The sequence below is a fragment of the Alicyclobacillus acidocaldarius subsp. acidocaldarius DSM 446 genome (assembly GCF_000024285.1).
Taxonomy (GTDB): Bacteria; Bacillota; Bacilli; order Alicyclobacillales; family Alicyclobacillaceae; genus Alicyclobacillus; species Alicyclobacillus acidocaldarius.
The window spans coordinates 2,036,374-2,053,154 of sequence record NC_013205.1 but is presented as its reverse complement, the minus strand read 5'-3'; the positions used below and the strand labels follow the sequence as shown (position 1 = coordinate 2,053,154).

The 16,781-nt window shown below is 65.3% G+C and carries 16 protein-coding genes; 14 read left to right on the top strand and 2 right to left on the bottom strand.

Features of this window, described 5'->3' with window-relative positions; genetic code table 11:
* Window positions 1-34 precede the first annotated feature (34 nt).
* Window positions 35-1,066, top strand: a complete 1,032-nt coding sequence (gene gpr / locus AACI_RS09900) for a GPR endopeptidase (protein ID WP_012811289.1) — start codon at window positions 35-37, stop codon at window positions 1,064-1,066.
* 3 nt (window positions 1,067-1,069) lie between these two features.
* Here the strand turns inward: gpr and AACI_RS09895 are convergent, their stop codons facing one another.
* Complete coding sequence (locus tag AACI_RS09895) at window positions 1,070-1,723, bottom strand: lytic transglycosylase domain-containing protein (RefSeq protein ID WP_012811288.1); 654 nt, start codon at window positions 1,721-1,723, stop codon at window positions 1,070-1,072.
* A 187-nt stretch (window positions 1,724-1,910) separates the two neighbouring features.
* On the opposite strand from AACI_RS09895, the gene AACI_RS09890 reads away from it, so the two are divergent.
* The 12 genes from AACI_RS09890 to deoC all read left to right on the top strand — a co-directional run bounded on the left by AACI_RS09890 (window position 1,911) and on the right by deoC (window position 15,529).
* A complete protein-coding gene (locus AACI_RS09890) occupies window positions 1,911-2,363 on the top strand; it encodes a hypothetical protein (protein WP_012811287.1) in 453 nt (150 codons plus the stop codon).
* A 12-nt stretch (window positions 2,364-2,375) separates the two neighbouring features.
* Complete coding sequence (locus tag AACI_RS09885; protein WP_012811286.1) at window positions 2,376-3,023, top strand: cation transporter; 648 nt, start codon at window positions 2,376-2,378, stop codon at window positions 3,021-3,023.
* Window positions 3,024-3,172: 149 nt separating this feature from the next.
* Window positions 3,173-4,987 (top strand): translation elongation factor 4, encoded by a 1,815-nt coding sequence (gene lepA / locus AACI_RS09880; RefSeq protein ID WP_041707502.1) that lies wholly within the window; start codon window positions 3,173-3,175, stop codon window positions 4,985-4,987.
* Window positions 4,987-6,159, top strand: a complete 1,173-nt coding sequence (hemW, locus tag AACI_RS09875; RefSeq protein ID WP_245530536.1) for a radical SAM family heme chaperone HemW — start codon at window positions 4,987-4,989, stop codon at window positions 6,157-6,159. Before lepA ends, hemW begins: the two co-directional genes overlap by 1 nt.
* A gap of 80 nt (window positions 6,160-6,239) precedes the next feature.
* Window positions 6,240-7,274: a heat-inducible transcriptional repressor HrcA gene (gene hrcA, locus AACI_RS09870; protein WP_012811283.1), complete on the top strand. Its 1,035-nt coding sequence runs from the start codon at window positions 6,240-6,242 to the stop codon at window positions 7,272-7,274.
* 15 nt (window positions 7,275-7,289) lie between these two features.
* Window positions 7,290-7,916 (top strand): nucleotide exchange factor GrpE, encoded by a 627-nt coding sequence (gene grpE, locus AACI_RS09865; RefSeq protein ID WP_012811282.1) that lies wholly within the window; start codon window positions 7,290-7,292, stop codon window positions 7,914-7,916.
* 63 nt (window positions 7,917-7,979) lie between these two features.
* Window positions 7,980-9,830 (top strand): molecular chaperone DnaK, encoded by a 1,851-nt coding sequence (gene dnaK / locus AACI_RS09860; protein WP_012811281.1) that lies wholly within the window; start codon window positions 7,980-7,982, stop codon window positions 9,828-9,830.
* Between the two features lie 114 nt (window positions 9,831-9,944).
* Window positions 9,945-11,084, top strand: coding sequence for a molecular chaperone DnaJ (gene dnaJ / locus AACI_RS09855; protein WP_012811280.1), 1,140 nt, complete (start codon window positions 9,945-9,947; stop codon window positions 11,082-11,084).
* Window positions 11,085-11,129: 45 nt separating this feature from the next.
* The gene (gene prmA / locus AACI_RS09850; protein WP_012811279.1) at window positions 11,130-12,080 is read left to right on the top strand and encodes a 50S ribosomal protein L11 methyltransferase; all 951 of its coding nucleotides are present in this window, start codon (window positions 11,130-11,132) and stop codon (window positions 12,078-12,080) included.
* The gene (locus AACI_RS09845) at window positions 12,080-12,832 is read left to right on the top strand and encodes an RsmE family RNA methyltransferase (RefSeq protein ID WP_012811278.1); all 753 of its coding nucleotides are present in this window, start codon (window positions 12,080-12,082) and stop codon (window positions 12,830-12,832) included. Before prmA ends, AACI_RS09845 begins: the two co-directional genes overlap by 1 nt.
* A 4-nt stretch (window positions 12,833-12,836) precedes the next feature.
* Entirely contained in the window at window positions 12,837-14,252 is a 1,416-nt protein-coding gene (gene mtaB / locus AACI_RS09840; RefSeq protein ID WP_012811277.1) for a tRNA (N(6)-L-threonylcarbamoyladenosine(37)-C(2))-methylthiotransferase MtaB, read from the top strand.
* Complete coding sequence (deoC, locus tag AACI_RS09835; protein WP_041707499.1) at window positions 14,231-15,529, top strand: deoxyribose-phosphate aldolase; 1,299 nt, start codon at window positions 14,231-14,233, stop codon at window positions 15,527-15,529. Before mtaB ends, deoC begins: the two co-directional genes overlap by 22 nt.
* A 5-nt stretch (window positions 15,530-15,534) precedes the next feature.
* Here the strand turns inward: deoC and AACI_RS09830 are convergent, their stop codons facing one another.
* Window positions 15,535-16,470 (bottom strand): Na/Pi cotransporter family protein, encoded by a 936-nt coding sequence (locus AACI_RS09830; protein WP_012811275.1) that lies wholly within the window; start codon window positions 16,468-16,470, stop codon window positions 15,535-15,537.
* 120 nt (window positions 16,471-16,590) lie between these two features.
* Here AACI_RS09830 and rpsU point away from each other — a divergent pair, with 120 nt between their 5' ends.
* Complete coding sequence (gene rpsU / locus AACI_RS09825; protein ID WP_008337132.1) at window positions 16,591-16,773, top strand: 30S ribosomal protein S21; 183 nt, start codon at window positions 16,591-16,593, stop codon at window positions 16,771-16,773.
* Window positions 16,774-16,781: the final 8 nt, after the last annotated feature.

Below are 16,781 nucleotides of genomic sequence, written 5' to 3'. Positions count from 1 at the left end.
GGGGGACTACCGCAACACATGGGGAGGGCGACCAATGGTCATTTCATGGAACGCGGCGCGGAGGGTGCGCCTGAAGCCGTGCCACTTGCCGATCTCGAGATCGTCTCCTCGCACGGATCTCGCCGTGGAGGCGCGAGAACTGGCGCTTCGGGAAGGCCACATTCGAGGGGTGGAAGAGGAGCGGGAAGAGCATGAGGGCGTGGTGATCACGCGGGTTCGCGTCTCGACGCAGGTCGCCGCGAGGCGCCTAGGGAAGCGGAAGGGCACCTATGTCACCATCGAGGCGCCCGGCATGCGCCGCCGCGACTTCGACCTCGAGGACAGGCTGACGCGCATCTTGGCCGACGAATTGAAGCGCCTTCTGCCTGAGCGAGCGGAGACGGCGCTCGTCATTGGCCTCGGGAACGAACACGTGACAGCCGACGCACTGGGCCCCATGGTCGTGAACCGGCTGTTTGTCACGCGCCACCTGTTCAGTTATATGCCCGAGGTGCTCGGCGACGGTGAGGGCTACCGATCCATCGCGGCGCTCGCACCCGGCGTGCTTGGGCTGACCGGCATCGAGACGAGCGAGGTGGTTCTTGGCGTGGTGGAGCGCATCAAGCCCGACGTGGTGCTGGCCGTCGACGCCCTGGCGGCGCGATCGCTCGAGCGCCTGCACCGAACCATTCAGCTTTCCGACGTGGGGATTCAGCCGGGCGCCGGCGTGGGCAATCACCGGAAGGCCATCGACAAAGAGACGCTGGGCGTACCTGTGATTGCCATCGGCGTGCCGACGGTCGTGGACGCCGCCACCATCGCGAGCGACGCCATCGAGCTGGTGTTTCGTGAGCTCGGGCGGCAGGTGCCGGGCAATGCCGCCAATCGTCTGCTGGATCAGCTGACAGGCCAGGAGAAGTGGCAGTTGGTGCGGGAAGTGCTGGAGCCCATCGAGCAGAACCTCGTCGTCGCGCCGAAGGAAGTCGACGAGTTCATGGAGAACGTCGCCTACCTGATCGCCAAGAGCATGAACGTGGCGCTTCATCCCGCGATGACGCTCGAAGACGCCGACCTGGTGACGCACTGAGGCTCACAGGTCGGCCTTTGCGAGGACGGCGCGCACGTAGGCCTGGGTCTCGGGATACGGGGGCACGCCGCCGTATGCGTCCACCGCTCCCGGGCCCGCGTTGTACGCGGCGAGCGCCAGCGCGACATTGCCCTGATACCGCGCCAAAAGGTCGGCGAGGTAATGGGCGCCCGCGTCGATGTTCTCGGCCGGATTGTATGGCTGCGTGGCGCCATACGCCGCCGCCGTCGCGGGCATGAGCTGCATCAGGCCCATCGCGCCCGCGGGGGAGGTGGCGTTCGGGTTGCTCCCCGACTCCTGTTCGATCACGGCCTGGAGCAAGGCCGGCGGCAGGCCGTATTTGTCCGCCGCCTGGCGAATGAGCGCCTCGAGCGAACCGTTCTGCTCGGTTTCGGCAGGGGCGGGAGAAAGTGCCGTCCCCCAGTTGGGCCACGCTCCGTCATCGGTCGCCGTGTTTGGCATGGCCGCTGCCTCCGGCTGCGCGGCTTGGGCGGTGACCGCGTTTGGCCATTCGGCACCAAGCGCGTTGGCGTACAGGGCAAGGGCATCGGCGAACGATTGCTCCGCGTCGGGCGGGCCGCTTGGTCCCGGGCTCGGCGTGGACGCATAGGCGACGCCGCTTGCGGACATGGGCCACACCACCAGGTCTCCGCTCAACGAGAAACACCCCCTCTCCGTCATTCCTGTCTTTCGGCGCAAGCGCGCGTTGCATGTCGCATGCACCAACGATTCGCGATCCGAGCCTCTGGTTCCTGCCTCTCACGTCTCTACCCGAGTCATAAGTTTGGACAAATGGGCGTAGGCTGTAGAGGACAGAAACTCTACGCGAAGGAAGGAAGCGCAGATGAAGACGACATGGCAGCACGCGCGTCGGCGGCTGAAGCAGGGATTAGCCGTCGCCATCTTCCTGACTCTACTTCTGGGTGCGAGTGGCACCGTATTCAGCGTGGTGTCCTCGTTCATGAGCCATCTCGGTACAGGCGTTTCATCGGTGGGGGCGCCGAGTGGATCGACGACGACGGCCGGAACGGTCGGGTTGGGCACCGGATTCGACTCGGGCGCGTTCCCATCGCCCAACGTGGGTTCGCCCCAGGCACCCGTGCTCGAGTACTCGAATCCCGCGCCTGCGGGGGTGGCGTCGGGCAATGGGCCGTCACCCGATCCCGAGGACGCCGCGAACAGCGCGCTGGCGGCCGCGATGGACACCGGCGGCGTGTACGTGGGGGAGAAGGTCAGCCACGTGTTCGGCTCCGTGCTGAAGAGCGTGCTCAATGCGCTCTTTCTCAATACGAATTGACCGGAGGTCGCGATGCAATCTCTGCGCGAGAAGCGCCTGCGCGGCGCGTTGGAACTGGAACTGTTCTCGGTGGGCTGGATCACCTGCGAAGCCGTGTTTTCCGCCATCGCGGCCTATCGCGCCGGCAGCTTGGCGCTGTCCGCGTTCAGCGTCGACAGCGCCATCGAATTGGTGAGCGCGATGCTCCTTGTGGTTCGGCTGTACGTGGAGATCCACACCGGCGCGAGCGTGGATCGGCGACATCCTGTAGAGCGGTGGACAAGCGGGTTTGTCGCCGTGTGTCTGTTCGCGCTCGCCGCGTATGTGGCCGTGAAATCCGGCCAGGCCATTCGCCTGCAGGAAGGTCCCTCTGTCACCTGGCTTGGGCTCGCCGTAGCACTCGCTTCGAGCGTGGTCACGCCTTGGCTCGCGGTGGAGAAGCTTCGCTACGGCCAACTCCTCGACAGCCCCGCACTGTGCGGAGACGCCATGTGCTCGTTCACCTGCGGTTACATGTCCTGGACGTTGCTCGCAGGGCTGGCCATGAACGACCTGTTTCACTGGTGGTGGGTCGATCCCCTCGCGGCCTGCGGCATCCTGTATTTTGTCGTAAAGGAAGGTTGGGAGTCCATCGGCGCATTTGTCTCCGGAGACGGGCACACGCACTCTCATTCTCATTGAAATCCCTCACGACAGGGGCGGGCGTGGCGAGTCGCCGCGGCCCGTGCTATACTGATCCATATGACATCGGCAGGCCGCGCACCGGGCGCGGTTTCTTTTGTGCATGGCGGCCTGCATCGTGCGGACGGGCGCGCGGCGCACCGAGGAGGATGAACGTGGCAAAGGGCGAACGTCAGGAGCATATTCGGAACTTTTCCATCATCGCACATATCGATCACGGCAAATCCACGCTGGCGGATCGCATTTTGGAGTTCACGGGGGCGGTCAGCCCGCGCGAGATGCAGGATCAGCTGCTCGACCAGCTGGACCTCGAGCGGGAGCGGGGGATCACCATCAAGCTGCAGGCCGTGAGGCTGAACTACCGCGCAAAGGACGGGCAGGAGTACGTCCTGAACCTGATTGACACGCCGGGCCACGTCGACTTCACCTATGAGGTCTCTCGCTCGCTCGCGGCGTGCGAGGGGGCGTTGCTCGTCGTCGACGCGTCTCAGGGCGTGGAGGCGCAAACGCTCGCGAACGTGTACCTCGCGATTGACAACAACCTGGAGATCATCCCGGTCATCAACAAGATCGATCTGCCGAGCGCCGACCCGGAGCGGGTGAAGCAGCAGATTGAGGACGTCATCGGCCTCGACGCGTCGGACGCGGTCTTGGCCTCGGCGAAGGCGGGCATCGGCATCGAGGAAGTGCTCGAGCGGGTGGTCACCCGGATCCCGGCTCCGTCGGGCGATCCCGACGCGCCCTTGAAGGCGCTCATCTTCGACTCCCATTACGACTCGTATCGCGGCGTGATCGTGTATATCCGCGTGTTCGATGGCGCCATCCAAAAGGGCATGCGGATCAAGATGATGTCGACGGACAAGGAGTTCGAGGTCGACGAGGTGGGCGTGTTCCGCCCGAAGATGACGCCGGTCGACCGGCTGGAGGCCGGCGAAGTCGGGTACTTTGCGGCGAGCATCAAGAACGTGCGCGACACGCGCGTCGGCGACACGGTCACGGATGCCCTCCGCCCGGCGGCCGAACCGCTGCCCGGTTACCGCAAGATCAACCCGATGGTGTTCTGCGGCTTGTATCCCGTGGACTCCGCGGATTACGAGGATCTGCGCGAAGCGCTCGAGAAGCTGGAGCTGAACGACGCCGCGTTGACGTACGAGCCGGAGACGTCCAGCGCGCTGGGGTTCGGCTTTCGCTGCGGATTTCTCGGCATGCTGCACATGGAGATCGTGCAAGAACGGCTGGAGCGCGAGTACGGGTTGACGCTCATCACGACGGCGCCGAGCGTGGTGTATCGCGTGTATCGGACAGACGGGACCATGGAGGAAATCGACAATCCGAGCAAGATGCCAAGCCCAGATCGGATCGAGCGGATCGAGGAGCCGTTCGTGCGTGCCACCATCTTCGCGCCGAAGGAGTACGTGGGCAACATCATGGAGTTATGCCAGGAGAAGCGCGGCCAGTTCCAGGACATGCAATATCTCGACGACACGCGCACGACCATCGTGTACGATCTGCCGCTCGCCGAGATCGTGTACGATTTCTTCGATCGGCTGAAGTCGTCGACGAAGGGGTATGCGTCGCTCGATTACGAGTTCATCGGCTACCGGCCGTCCAACTTGGTGAAGCTCGACATCCTTCTGAACGGCGAAGCGGTCGATGCGCTGTCCTTCATCGTGCACAAGGACAAGGCGTACGAGCGCGGCCGGATCGTCTGCGAGAAACTGAAGGAGATCATCCCGCGCCAGCTGTTCGAGGTGCCCATTCAGGCGGCCATCGGGAGCCGCGTCATTGCGCGCGAGACCATCCGCGCCATGCGAAAGAACGTGCTCGCCAAGTGTTACGGCGGCGACATCACGCGCAAGCGGAAGCTCCTGGAGAAACAGAAAGAAGGAAAGAAGCGGATGAAGCAGGTCGGGCGCGTCGAGGTGCCTCAGGAGGCGTTCATGGCCGTGCTGAAGATGGAGTGATGTCTGTGGAAGATCGGGAGGAGCACCGCGCGCCTCAGTCTTTGTACGTGCACATTCCTTTTTGTAAGAGCCGCTGTTTCTACTGCGATTTCACGACCTTCGTGAAGTCGCCCGCCGCGATGGAGGCGTACGTCGATGCGCTTGTCGCGGAATGGGACCTGATGGAGCCCTTGGAGGCCCCGCTCGCCACAGCCTACTTCGGCGGCGGCACCCCGACGCTCTTCTCCGCTTCACTCCTCGACCGGCTGTTGGACGCCATGCGGCAGCGCTTCGAGTTTTGCGCGGACGCCGAGATCACGTTCGAATCGAATCCGGACTCCATCACCCGGGAAAAGCTCCGCGTGCTCCGCGATCACGGCGTCAACCGCATCTCGTTCGGCGCGCAGGCGTTCCAAGACCATCTGCTGCAGGCCATCGGCCGCGCGCATCTGCGCGACGCGATCGAAGAAGCCGTCTGGGCCGCACGCGATCTCGGCTTTCCGCACGTGAATATCGATCTGATGTTTGGGCTGCCAGATCAGACCCTCCACGACGTGGCGGAAAGCGTCGAAGCGGTCCTTCGTCTTCCTGTCGATCACGTCTCCGCGTACTGGCTCAAGATCGAACCGGGCACGCCGTTCGCCAAGTGGCACGAGATGGGCCTGCTCAGCCTGCCCGGCGAAGACGCGGAGGCCGACATGTACCGTCTCGTGCGCGATGTCCTGCGCGACGCCGGATTTGTCCACTACGAGATCTCCAACTTCGCGAGGCCCGGCGGCGAGGCCCGGCACAACCTCGTGTACTGGCGCAACGAGCCCTATTGCGCGAGTGGGGTCGGCGCGCACGGGTACGCCCGCGGCGAGCGGTACGCGATGGAGCGACGCTTCTCCGCCTATCTGGCCGCCGTGCGCGAGGGGCGAAGGCCCGTGTCCGCGCGGCAACGCGTGCCGGTTGCCGAGCGCGCGGAAGACCAGGTGATCCTCGGGCTGCGCCTGGCGGAAGGCGTGGACAGGCAGCGCTTCGAGCGCCGATTTGGGCGGACTATCGAGGACGTGTTTCCGGGCGTGGTCGAGCGACTCCTGGCCGAGGGCTTGCTGGAGCGGCGAGGCTCGGCGTACCGCATCCCGGACGCCTATTGGCCCATCGCGAACGCCATCTTTGAGCAGTGGATTGGGGCGGCCGACATCCATTGACAAGGCGCAACCAGATTGATATTGTCAAGGAGAGCGGTTTAGCACTCGAGCGCCTGGAGTGCTAACAAGGAGGCGAGACCATGTTGACGCCCCGACAGCAACTGATTTTGTCCGCGATCATCGAGGACTACGTCCGGATGGCGGAACCCATCGGTTCGCGGGCACTCGCCAAACATGAGGAGATTCAATATAGCCCAGCCACCATCCGAAATGAGATGGCGGATCTGGAGGAAATGGGCTATTTAACCCAGCCACACGCCTCGGCCGGACGCTTTCCATCCCAGAAGGGCTACCGGTTCTATGTCGACAACCTGTTGCGCCTGGGACAGATGGATCGCGAGACGGGCGAGTTTTTGAAATCCGTGTTCACCAAGCGCATCGACGAGGTGGAGCAGGTCGCCCGCGAGGTGGCGAACGTGCTCTCCATGCTGACGAAGCAGACGGTGATCGTGCTCGGGCCGAAGACGGACACCGAAAAGTTGCGCAAAATCGAACTCATCCCGCTCGGCGGCGGCCGCGCCATCGCCATCTTGGTGACCAACTCCGGGCACGTGGAGACCGTGCACGTGCGATTTTCGTCCGAGATGGAGGCAGACGACGTCGAGACGCTCGTCCGCGTGCTGAACGACAAGGTGGTCGGCGTGCCCATCTCCGAGCTTCGGCGCACGCTGTACGCGGAGTTGGCTGGCGAATTGCGCCGGACCGTCGAGCGGTTCGAGGACGCCATCGCCGTCTTGAATGAGGTGTGCCAAGTGCCGGAGCGCGAGGAGGCCGTCTATATCGGCGGCGCCTCCAACATGCTGGCGCAGCCGGAGTTTCACGACGTCGGCAAGGCGCAACCCATTCTCAGCCTGCTGGAACAGAACGAGTCCATCTCGAACTGGTTCCCGAAGGCGGAGGACGGGATTGAGGTGCGCATCGGCGCGGAAAACGCAGTGGTGGAGTTGAAGGACTGCACGGTCATTGCCACCACGTACCGTTTGGGTGGCGTGCCGGTGGGCCATATTGGAGTGTTGGGCCCCACGCGCATGGACTACAATCGCGTCATGCAAATTCTCTCGTTCACCTCGCAGGCGCTGACGGAGTTTTTGACTCGGTTTGCGTCGAGCGGGTGATCGAGTGGAGAAAGGATGTTGCTCGTGGCGGAGGATGTCGTGAAGGATCCGAACGAAGAAGAGGCGGCGGCGAAGTCGGCGGAGGCGGATGCCGAAGGGGACGCCCGGCCTTCGGAGGACGTCGATCCGGCTGAGATGGCGGAGGAGGATCTCTCGTACGAGGCCGGCGATTCGGCTGAGGAGGAGGGCGCGTCCGCCTCGGAGCCTGATCCGCGCGACGCGCAGATCGAAGAATTAACGCAGCAACTCCTGCGGACGCGGGCGGATTTCGACAATTTTCGCCGACGCACCCGCCAGGAGCGCGAGGAACTCGTTCAGTTCGCGACCAAGAAGCTGCTCGCCGACTTGCTGCCCGTCCTCGACAACTTTGACCGCGCGATCCAGGCCCTCGAGGGCGTGGATGAGCCGCAGATGAAGCAGGGGATCGAGATGGTGCACCGCCAGCTCATCCAAGTGATGCATCAGTATGGCGTGACCGAGATGGACGCCGTCGGCGCACCGTTCGATCCGTCGCAACATGAAGCGGTCATGCAGGAGCAGGTCGAAGGCCAGGAGCCTGGGCGCGTGATTGAGGTGCTGCAGAAGGGGTATCTGCTGCACGGCAAGGTGTTGCGCCCGGCCATGGTGAAGGTCAGCGTCTGAGCCGCGAGAAACCACCAAGTCAAAGACTGCAAACACCGTCCATGATCTGGGGAGGGACGCGAAGTGGGGAAAGTCATCGGCATTGACCTCGGTACCACCAACTCTTGTGTCGCGGTGTTGGAAGGCGGCGAGCCCGTCGTCATCCCAAACGCCGAAGGCAACCGGACGACGCCGTCCGTCGTGGCCTTCACGAAAGACGGAGAGCGCCTCGTGGGCGACGTCGCGAAGCGCCAGGCCATCACGAATCCGGATAGGACCATCATCTCCATCAAGCGCCACATGGGCACCGACTACAAGGTGACCATCGACGGCAAGTCGTACACGCCGCCCGAGATCTCCGCGATGATTCTGCAGAAACTGAAGGCGGACGCGGAGGCTTTCCTCGGCGAACCGGTCACGCAGGCGGTCATCACCGTCCCTGCGTATTTCAGCGACAGCCAGCGCCAGGCGACGCGCGACGCGGGCCGGATCGCAGGCCTTGAGGTGCTCCGCATCATCAACGAGCCGACTGCGGCCGCGCTCGCGTACGGGTTGGACAAGGAGGAAGACCAGACCATCCTCGTGTTCGATCTCGGCGGCGGCACGTTCGACGTGTCCATCCTGGAGCTCGGCGATGGCGTGTTCGAGGTCAAGGCGACGAGCGGCAACAACCACCTCGGCGGCGACGACTTCGACAACCGCATCATTCAGTACCTGATCGACCTCTTCAAGAAGGACACCGGCATCGACCTGTCCAACGACCGGATGGCCATGCAGCGCCTGAAGGACGCGGCGGAAAAGGCGAAGAAGGAGCTGTCGTCGACCTTGACGACCACCATCTCGCTGCCGTTCATCTCGGCGGACGCGACGGGACCGAAGCACCTCGAGGTCAACCTCACGCGGGCGAAGTTCGAGGAGTTGACGGCCGATCTCGTCGAGGCGACGATGGGGCCGACCCGCCAGGCGCTGCAGGACGCGGGCCTCACGCCGGCCGACATCGACAAGGTCATCCTGGTCGGCGGTTCGACGCGCATTCCGGCCGTCCAGGAGGCGGTCAAGCGTCTCATCGGCAAGGAGCCGTCGAAGGGCGTGAACCCGGACGAGGTCGTCGCCATCGGCGCCGCGATTCAGGCGGGCGTCTTGACGGGCGAAGTCAAGGACATCGTGCTGCTCGACGTCACGCCGCTTTCGCTTGGCATTGAGACGATGGGCGGCGTGTTCACGCGGATCATCCCGCGCAACACGACCATTCCGACGTCGAAGAGCCAGATCTTCACAACGGCGGCCGACAACCAGACGTCGGTCGAAATTCACGTGCTGCAGGGCGAGCGCGAGATGGCCGCGGACAACAAAACGCTTGGCCGCTTCACGCTGAACGACATTCCGCCCGCGCCGCGCGGCGTCCCGCAGATCGAGGTCACCTTCGACATCGACGCGAACGGCATCGTGCACGTGTCGGCGAAGGATCTCGCCACCGGCAAATCGCAGCGCATCACCATCACCGCTTCGAGCGGCCTGTCCAAGGAAGAGGTCGAGCGGATGATGAAGGAGGCGCAGATGTACGCCGAGGAGGACAAGAAGCGGCGTGAGCAGGTGGAGGTGCGCAACCAGGCGGACCAACTCCTGTATCAGACCGACAAGCTGCTCCGCGATCTCGGCGATAAAGTCGACGTGTCCCTGAAGAGCGAGGCCGAATCGAAGCAGAAGGACCTGCGCGACGCGATGGCCGGATCGGACATCGAGGCCATCAAGGCGAAGTCGCAGGCGCTGCAGGAGACGCTGCACAAGTTGTCGACGAAGCTCTACGAACAGGCGGCCCAGTCGGCGAGCGCAGGGCAGCAAGCTGGGGCGGCGGGCGCCACGGGCACTACCGGCCAGGCTTCCGATACGGTGGTGGACGCGGACTTCCGGGAAGTGGACCCGGACAAGAAGTGATGGAAGCGCATAGGATGCGATAGCGGATGGATCAGGCAGGGTGATGCGCGTGACGTCGCCCTGCCCTCGTTGTAAGATGGTGTGGAGTGACGGTGGTCGTTTGGAGGGATACCGGTGAGCAAGCGAGATTACTACGAGGTTCTCGGTGTCAGCCGGTCCGCCACGCAGGAAGAAATCAAAAAAGCGTATCGGAAGCTCGCGCGCCAGTACCACCCGGATGTCAACAAGAACGACCCGAATGCGCAGCAGAAGTTCGCCGAGATCGCGGAGGCGTACGCTGTCCTGTCGGATCCGGAGAAACGAGCGCGCTATGACCAGTTTGGCCACGAAGACCCCGCGCAAGGGTTCGGCGGGTTTCAGGGCCAGGCCGGGGGCCCGGGAGCTGGATTTGCGGATTTCGACCTGGGCGGCTTTGGCGACATCTTCGATATGTTTTTTGGCGGAGGCACCCGGCGCGGACCCGTGCGCGGGCACGATCTCGAGTACGAGATGGAGATCTCGTTCGAGGAGGCGGCCTTCGGGACCAACCGCGAGATCCAGGTGCCCCGGACCGAGACGTGCTCGACGTGCGGGGGGTCCGGCGCAAGGCCGGGAACGAAGCCGCGCGTCTGCCAAGCGTGTAACGGCACCGGTGAGCAGCAGACCGTCACGAACACGCCGTTCGGCCGCATGATCAACCGGCGCCCCTGTCCCGTGTGCCACGGCCGAGGGCAAGTCATCGATCAGCCGTGTCCAGACTGCCGCGGTCAGGGCAGGCGGCGGGTGCGGCGCAGTGTGGACGTCAAGGTTCCGCCGGGCGTGGACACGGGGACGCGACTGCGCATGGCGGGCTATGGCGAGCCGAGCCCGAACGGAGGGCCGCCGGGCGATCTATTTGTCGTGATCCGCGTCCAACCGCACGAGGTGTTCGAGCGAGAAGGTACGAACATCTACGTCGACGTGCCGATTTCGTTTGTGCAGGCGGCGCTGGGCGACGAAATTGAGATACCGACACTGGAGGGCAAGGTGAAGCTTCGGATTCCGGAAGGAACGCAGACGGGCACGACGTTCCGCCTGCGCGGCAAGGGGATTCCGAAGCTTGGGTCGCCCCTCGTGCGCGGGGATCAGCACATTCGCGTCCACGTGGTCACGCCGACGAACCTGACGGAGCGGCAAAAGGAGTTGTTCCGCCAGCTTGCCAAGGAGCTCGGCGAGCAGACGCACGAGCAACAGCGGACGTTTATGGAGCGCGTGAAGGACGCGTTTCTCGGCTGACGGCCGTGAGGCGAGATGAACATGGTGTCGTGAGGAGGCGTCGCATTGCGTTGGTGGCACGTGCGCGTGCGCGTGGCGCACGAAGCGGCGGACGCGCTGTCCGCTGTGCTGGAGAGCTATCCGGACGTGCAGGGCGTGCAAATGGAAGGCATTTCCCCGGCGGAGATGAGGCCGCCGCGGTTCGGCGAGTGGTTTGACGAGCAGCTGACGCCTACGCCGGACGTGGAGGTATCGGTGTACTTTCCAGAGACGCATGATCGAGGCGAGATCGAGCATCGCGTACAAGATGCGGTCGATCGCGTCCGAGAGGCTGGACTGGGCCCCGGGCCGCGGGCTTCGGAGGTTCGAGTGGAACTCGTGGACGAATCCGCCTGGAAGGACGCCTGGCGGGAACAGTATCATCCCATTCCGGTCGGGAATTCGCTGGTCATCGCGCCCGTCTGGGCCGAGCCGTCCGATCTCGAACCGTACCGCGACCGGCGCGTCATCGCTATCGAGCCCGGCATGGCATTTGGCACGGGCCATCACCAGACGACGCAGATGTGCGCCGAGATCCTGGCCGAGGTGGTCCGCCCTGGGATGCGCGTGGTGGACGTCGGGACGGGCACGGGCGTGCTCGCCATCGCGGCGGCGCTCGTCGGCGCCGAGCGCGTCGTGGCCATCGATCTCGATCCCGTCGCCGTGTCGGCAGCGACCGACAACGTGCGCACGAACGGGCTCGAGGATCGCGTCGACGTTCGCCAAGGCGATCTGTTGGCCGCGCTTCGTCCGGACGAGACGTTCGATCTCGCCGTGGCCAACATTCTGCGCGACGTCGTGATCGCGCTCGTGCCGCAGGTGCGCCCGAGGCTTGTACCAGGGGGATGGCTGTTGACGTCTGGCTACATCGAATCGCAGCGCGAGCAGGTGGAGCAAGCGCTTGCGGATCACGGGTTTTCGGTGGTGCGCAGGGCGCATCAGGACGACTGGGTGAGCGTTTTGGCGGTGAAGATCTGATGCTGCCGCGCCTGTTTTTGGACGTCCACGTGGACGAAGGGGCTCGCGTGTGGGTGGGCGGCGAAGACGGGCATCACTTTTCGCGAGTGCTGCGCGCCAGGCCCGGCGAGGTGCTCGTGGCGTCCGCCGCCAACGGACCGTTCTGGGCCGAGATCGCGGAGGTGCGCCCCGGTGAGATCTGCGTGCACTTGCGCGAGCGCGCGCCTTCGAATGAACCGAAGCAACGCTTTGTTTTGGTTCAAGGCCTGGCCAAAGGCGAGAAGATGGACACCATCCTGCAGAAGTGCACGGAAGTCGGCGCCTGGGGCTTTGTGGTCTTTGAGGCCGAGCGATCGGTGGTCAGGCTCTCGGGCGCAGCGAAGGTGGAGCAGAAGCTCGCGCGCTGGCGCAAGGTCGTGCGCGAGGCGGCGATGCAGGCGCAGCGCGACGTGGTGCCGTTTGTGGCGTGGGCGCCGAGCTTTGCAGCGTCGCTCGTCGCGCTCACGGAGCACGGGGTTGATCACGTCCTCGTGCTCGACGAGGAAGAACGCGCCAACGGGATCCTTTCGGCCATTCGGGCCAACGAGGCGGGAAGCCGAACGGCCGTGGTCGTCGGGCCGGAGGGCGGACTCGGCCACGGGGAAAGGCGGATGGCGAAGCAGGACGCGCGCTGTCAGACGGTCACGCTCGGTCCGCGCATCCTGCGTACGGAGACCGCGGGAGCGGTGGCGCTCGCGATTGCGCTCGCCGAATGGGGCGACATGGGAGGTTGAGAAGGTGCCGACGGTGGCGTTTCACACCTTGGGCTGCAAGGTGAACTTCTATGACACCGAAGGGATATGGCAGACGTTCAAGCGGCGCGGCTATACGCAGGTTCCGTTTGACAGCGTGGCGGACGTGTACGTCGTCAACACGTGCACCGTCACGCACACGGGCGATCGCAAGAGCCGGCAGATGATCCGCCGCGCCGTGCGAACCAATCCCGACGCGGTCGTGGTGGTCACGGGCTGTTATGCCCAGATCGCGCCCGACGAGATCGCGCGCATTCAGGGCGTGGATCTCGTCGTGGGCAACGATCAGAAGTCGAAGATCGTCGACCACGTCGAGGCCGTTCTGGCGGAGCGGAAGCCGTACCTGGCGGTGGGCAATATCATGCAGGCGACCGAGTTCGACGAGCTCGACGTGCCGTACTTCGAGGAGCGATCGCGCGCCAACCTGAAGATCCAGGACGGCTGCAACAACTTCTGCACCTTTTGCATCATTCCGCGCGCGAGAGGGCTCATCCGCAGCCGCAAGCCGGAGAACGTCGTGCTGCAGGCCACGAAGCTCGCGCGCGCGGGCTATCGCGAGATTGTGCTCACTGGCATCCACACGGGCGGTTACGGCGAGGACTTTGAGAATTATCGCCTGGCGGATCTGCTGCTCGATCTCGAGCGCATCGATCTGCCGTTTCGCATCCGCATCAGCTCAATTGAGGCGAGCGAGATCGACGATCGCCTGATGGATGTGCTCGCGGCGTCGAAGAAGGTCGTGCCGCACCTGCACATCCCGCTCCAGGCGGGCTCCGACCCGGTGCTCAGGCGCATGCACCGGCATTACACGACGGCCGAGTACGCCGAAAAGCTGCGGGAACTTCGGCGCCGGCTGCCCGATCTCGCCGTGACGACGGACGTGATCGTCGGTTTCCCGGGCGAGACGGACGAGCAGTTCGGGGAGACGTACGCGTTTGTGCGCGCGCAGGGGTACGCGCAACTGCACGTGTTTCCGTATTCGCCGCGGCGGGGCACTGCGGCGTACAAGTTCAAGGATCAGGTGCCGGAGGACGTGAAGCGAGCGCGCGTCGCGCGGATGATCGCGCTCGGAGACGACCTGCGCCAGGCGTACGCCGCCTCCTTCGTGGGGCGAGAGCTCGAGGTCATCGCGGAGTCGCCGCTCGCGTCGGCGGACGACGAGGCGCGCCGCGCGTACAGCCACCTTCCGGAGGCGTCCCGCATGCTCGTGGGCTATGACGGGCACTACCTCCGCGTGGCGTTCGAGGCGCCCTCGGACGTGCCGCTGGAGTCGATGATCGGCGAGGTCATCCGCGTCCGGATGACCGGCGTCGGGCCGGGCGTGCACCGGGCGGTGTTTCTCGAGCAGGTGACGTTCCCCGACGAAGAGCAAGCGATGGAATGGGGGCGGATGACGTCGTGACGATGCGCGTGGAGCGGGCAGCCGGGGGCGTCGTGGTGCGCGAGCGAAATGGCGCGCGCGAGGTGCTGTTGATCGACGACCAGTATGGCAAGGTGTCGTTTCCTAAGGGGCATCTCGAGCCCGGCGAATCGTGGGAGCAGGCGGCGCTGCGCGAGGTGCAGGAGGAGACGGGCGTCATCGCGCGCATTGCCGGCGATATCGGGCGCGTGGAGTACGTCATCGAGCGAGGCGGCGAGCCGGTGCGCAAGCAGGTGCGGCTGTTTCTCATGGTGGCGGAAGACGGTTCGGAGCCGGTGCACCAGGCGGAGGAAGTGAACGGGGCGTACTTTTTGCCGTGGGACGAGGCGAGGCGGCGCCACGACGAACGCGGATACGCGAACTGGCGGTTTGCGCTCCAGAAGGCGGACGCGCTTCTCGCGTGGCGCGTTGGGCGGCTCGAGGAGGCGTGGCGGGCGCTCGGCCCGGACACGCCGTGGGATCATCTCGTCGCCGCATGGCGCGATGCGGAGCCCGTAACCCGAAAACTGGTGGACGCGTGCCGCGAGGAGTTGGCCGTGACCTTCCCCGAGTTGCGCGTGCCGGAACCGCGGAGCCTTCATCTGCCCCGCGAGGTGGCCCATGACGCCTTGCGGGCGGCCATCGAATCGACGCTCCTGAAGCCTGAGGCGAGCGAGATCGACGTGCAAAACCTGTGCCTGGAGGCGGTCCATCACAACCTGCCGATGGTATGCATCTCGCCACGCCACGTGCCCATCGCCAAGCGCGCGGTCCCGGGAAGCGGCGTTCGGGTGTGCACGGTCATTGGGTTTCCGCACGGGACGCAGACGGTCAACGCCATGCGCCAGGAGGCGCTGGAGGCCATCGCCGCGGGGGCGGACGAGATCGACATGGTGGGGCCCATCGGCGCGCTGGCCGAGGGAGATGTGTGGGCCTACGCGCAGGCGGTGCGCGCGGTCGTCGAGGTGGCGCGACTCAGGTTTCCGTCCGTGCCGGTCAAGGTGATTCTGGAGACGAGCGCGCTGGGGCCGGACGCCGTGATCAAGGGCGCCCTCGTGTCGGTGGCGGTGGGCGCGGACTTCGTGAAGACTTCGACTGGTTACCACAAAGCGGGGGCGCGCCCTGCGGATGTCACGCTCATGGCGCTCGCGGTCGCGGGCAGCGCGGGGGTGAAGGCGAGCGGCGGCATCCGCACGCCGGCGGCGGCGCGCAACCTGCTCCGGTTTGGCGCGGACCGGCTTGGCACGTCGGCGGCGCTCAAGCTGTTGGATGAGGCGTGATGGCATCAGGCCTTGCGCGCGTCGGGCAGCATCCACGTGAGGAGCCGCGCGAAGGGGCGCGTGAACGGCCAGGCCGCGAGCGTGCAGATGGCGTTGAACGCGGTGTTGGCGTTGGCCACCGCTTGGCCAGGCGAAGGGGACACGGCGGACACCGCGCTCGCAAAGGGATGCAGGACGGGGAGAAACACCGCGACGCCCATGGCGTTCAGGAGCACGTGGGCGAGCGCGATTCGCTGCGCTGGGCGCGGCGTGCCGATGGCCGCGATTACCGACGTCAGGCACGTTCCGACGTTGGCCCCGAGCGCGATGGCGATCCCGCCTTCCAGCGGGATCATGTGTCCGCCGGCGAGTGCCATGGCGATGAGGGTGGTGGCGGTGGACGACTGGACGAGCGCGCTCAGGGCGCAACCGGCGAGCGCTGCCCAGAGGATCTGGCGTCCGGCCGTGGCCAGCGCCTCGTGAAAGAAGGGGGCCGTCGCGAGCGGGCGGAGCGCGGCGGTAAGCGCCTGCAGGGCGATGAAGAGGCAGGAAAATCCAACCAGCCCCTCGCCGAGCGGCCGGCGCTTCAGGCTGGGCGACAGGGAGAGCATGAGGCCCGTCGCGAGGGCGGGAAGCACGATGCCCCAGAGGTTCAGGTTGAGCAACTGCGGCGTGACGGTGGTGCCCACGTTGGCGCCCAGGACCAGTCCTAAGCCGCTCGCGAAGTCCAGACTTCCGGCCGCGACAAGGCCGACCGTGATGGCGGTCACCGCCCCGGAGGATTGAAGCAGCGCCGTGCTCACGGCCCCCGTGAGGATCCCGCGCGTGGGCGTCGAGGCCGCCGTCCGAAGGAGGCGCGCCAGGCGCCCTTCCGCCATGCGCTCGAAGCCGGATCGCATGAGGCGAAGGCCGCCGAGGAAGGCGACGAGGGACAGGCAGGTCGCGAGGATGTGGGTGATCATGCGCCTCCCTCCCGTTCTGGGACAACCTATGCGGTCAACCGCGGACGCATGCGTGTTTGACGAGCATTTCCTGCTGTACTATAATGGCCACAACTGATGTGTCCGGGGGGAGGGGATCTCGTGTCGGAAGTCCGTCTGCGCAAGAATGAGTCCATCGACAGCGCGCTGCGACGCTTCAAGAAGCAGATGGCCCGCGATGGCGTGTTGGCGGAGGTTCGCAAGCGCGAGCACTACGAGAAGCCGAGCGTCGCGCGCAAGAAAAAGGCCCAGGCAGCCCAGCGCAAGCGCCGCCGCAGCTACTGAGGCGAATC

Bases quoted from the DNA above. Each gene is read 5' to 3' on its own strand.
- gpr (WP_012811289.1), top strand. From the start codon at position 35: ATGGTCATTTCATGGAACGCGGCGCGGAGGGTGCGCCTGAAGCCGTGC.
- AACI_RS09890 (WP_012811287.1), top strand. From the start codon at position 1,911: ATGAAGACGACATGGCAGCACGCGCGTCGGCGGCTGAAGCAGGGATTA.
- AACI_RS09885 (WP_012811286.1), top strand. From the start codon at position 2,376: ATGCAATCTCTGCGCGAGAAGCGCCTGCGCGGCGCGTTGGAACTGGAA.
- lepA (WP_041707502.1), top strand. From the start codon at position 3,173: ATGAACGTGGCAAAGGGCGAACGTCAGGAGCATATTCGGAACTTTTCC.
- hemW (WP_245530536.1), top strand. From the start codon at position 4,987: ATGTCTGTGGAAGATCGGGAGGAGCACCGCGCGCCTCAGTCTTTGTAC.
- hrcA (WP_012811283.1), top strand. From the start codon at position 6,240: ATGTTGACGCCCCGACAGCAACTGATTTTGTCCGCGATCATCGAGGAC.
- grpE (WP_012811282.1), top strand. From the start codon at position 7,290: ATGTTGCTCGTGGCGGAGGATGTCGTGAAGGATCCGAACGAAGAAGAG.
- AACI_RS09845 (WP_012811278.1), top strand. From the start codon at position 12,080: ATGCTGCCGCGCCTGTTTTTGGACGTCCACGTGGACGAAGGGGCTCGC.
- deoC (WP_041707499.1), top strand. From the start codon at position 14,231: ATGGGGGCGGATGACGTCGTGACGATGCGCGTGGAGCGGGCAGCCGGG.
- AACI_RS09830 (WP_012811275.1), bottom strand. From the start codon at position 16,470: ATGATCACCCACATCCTCGCGACCTGCCTGTCCCTCGTCGCCTTCCTC.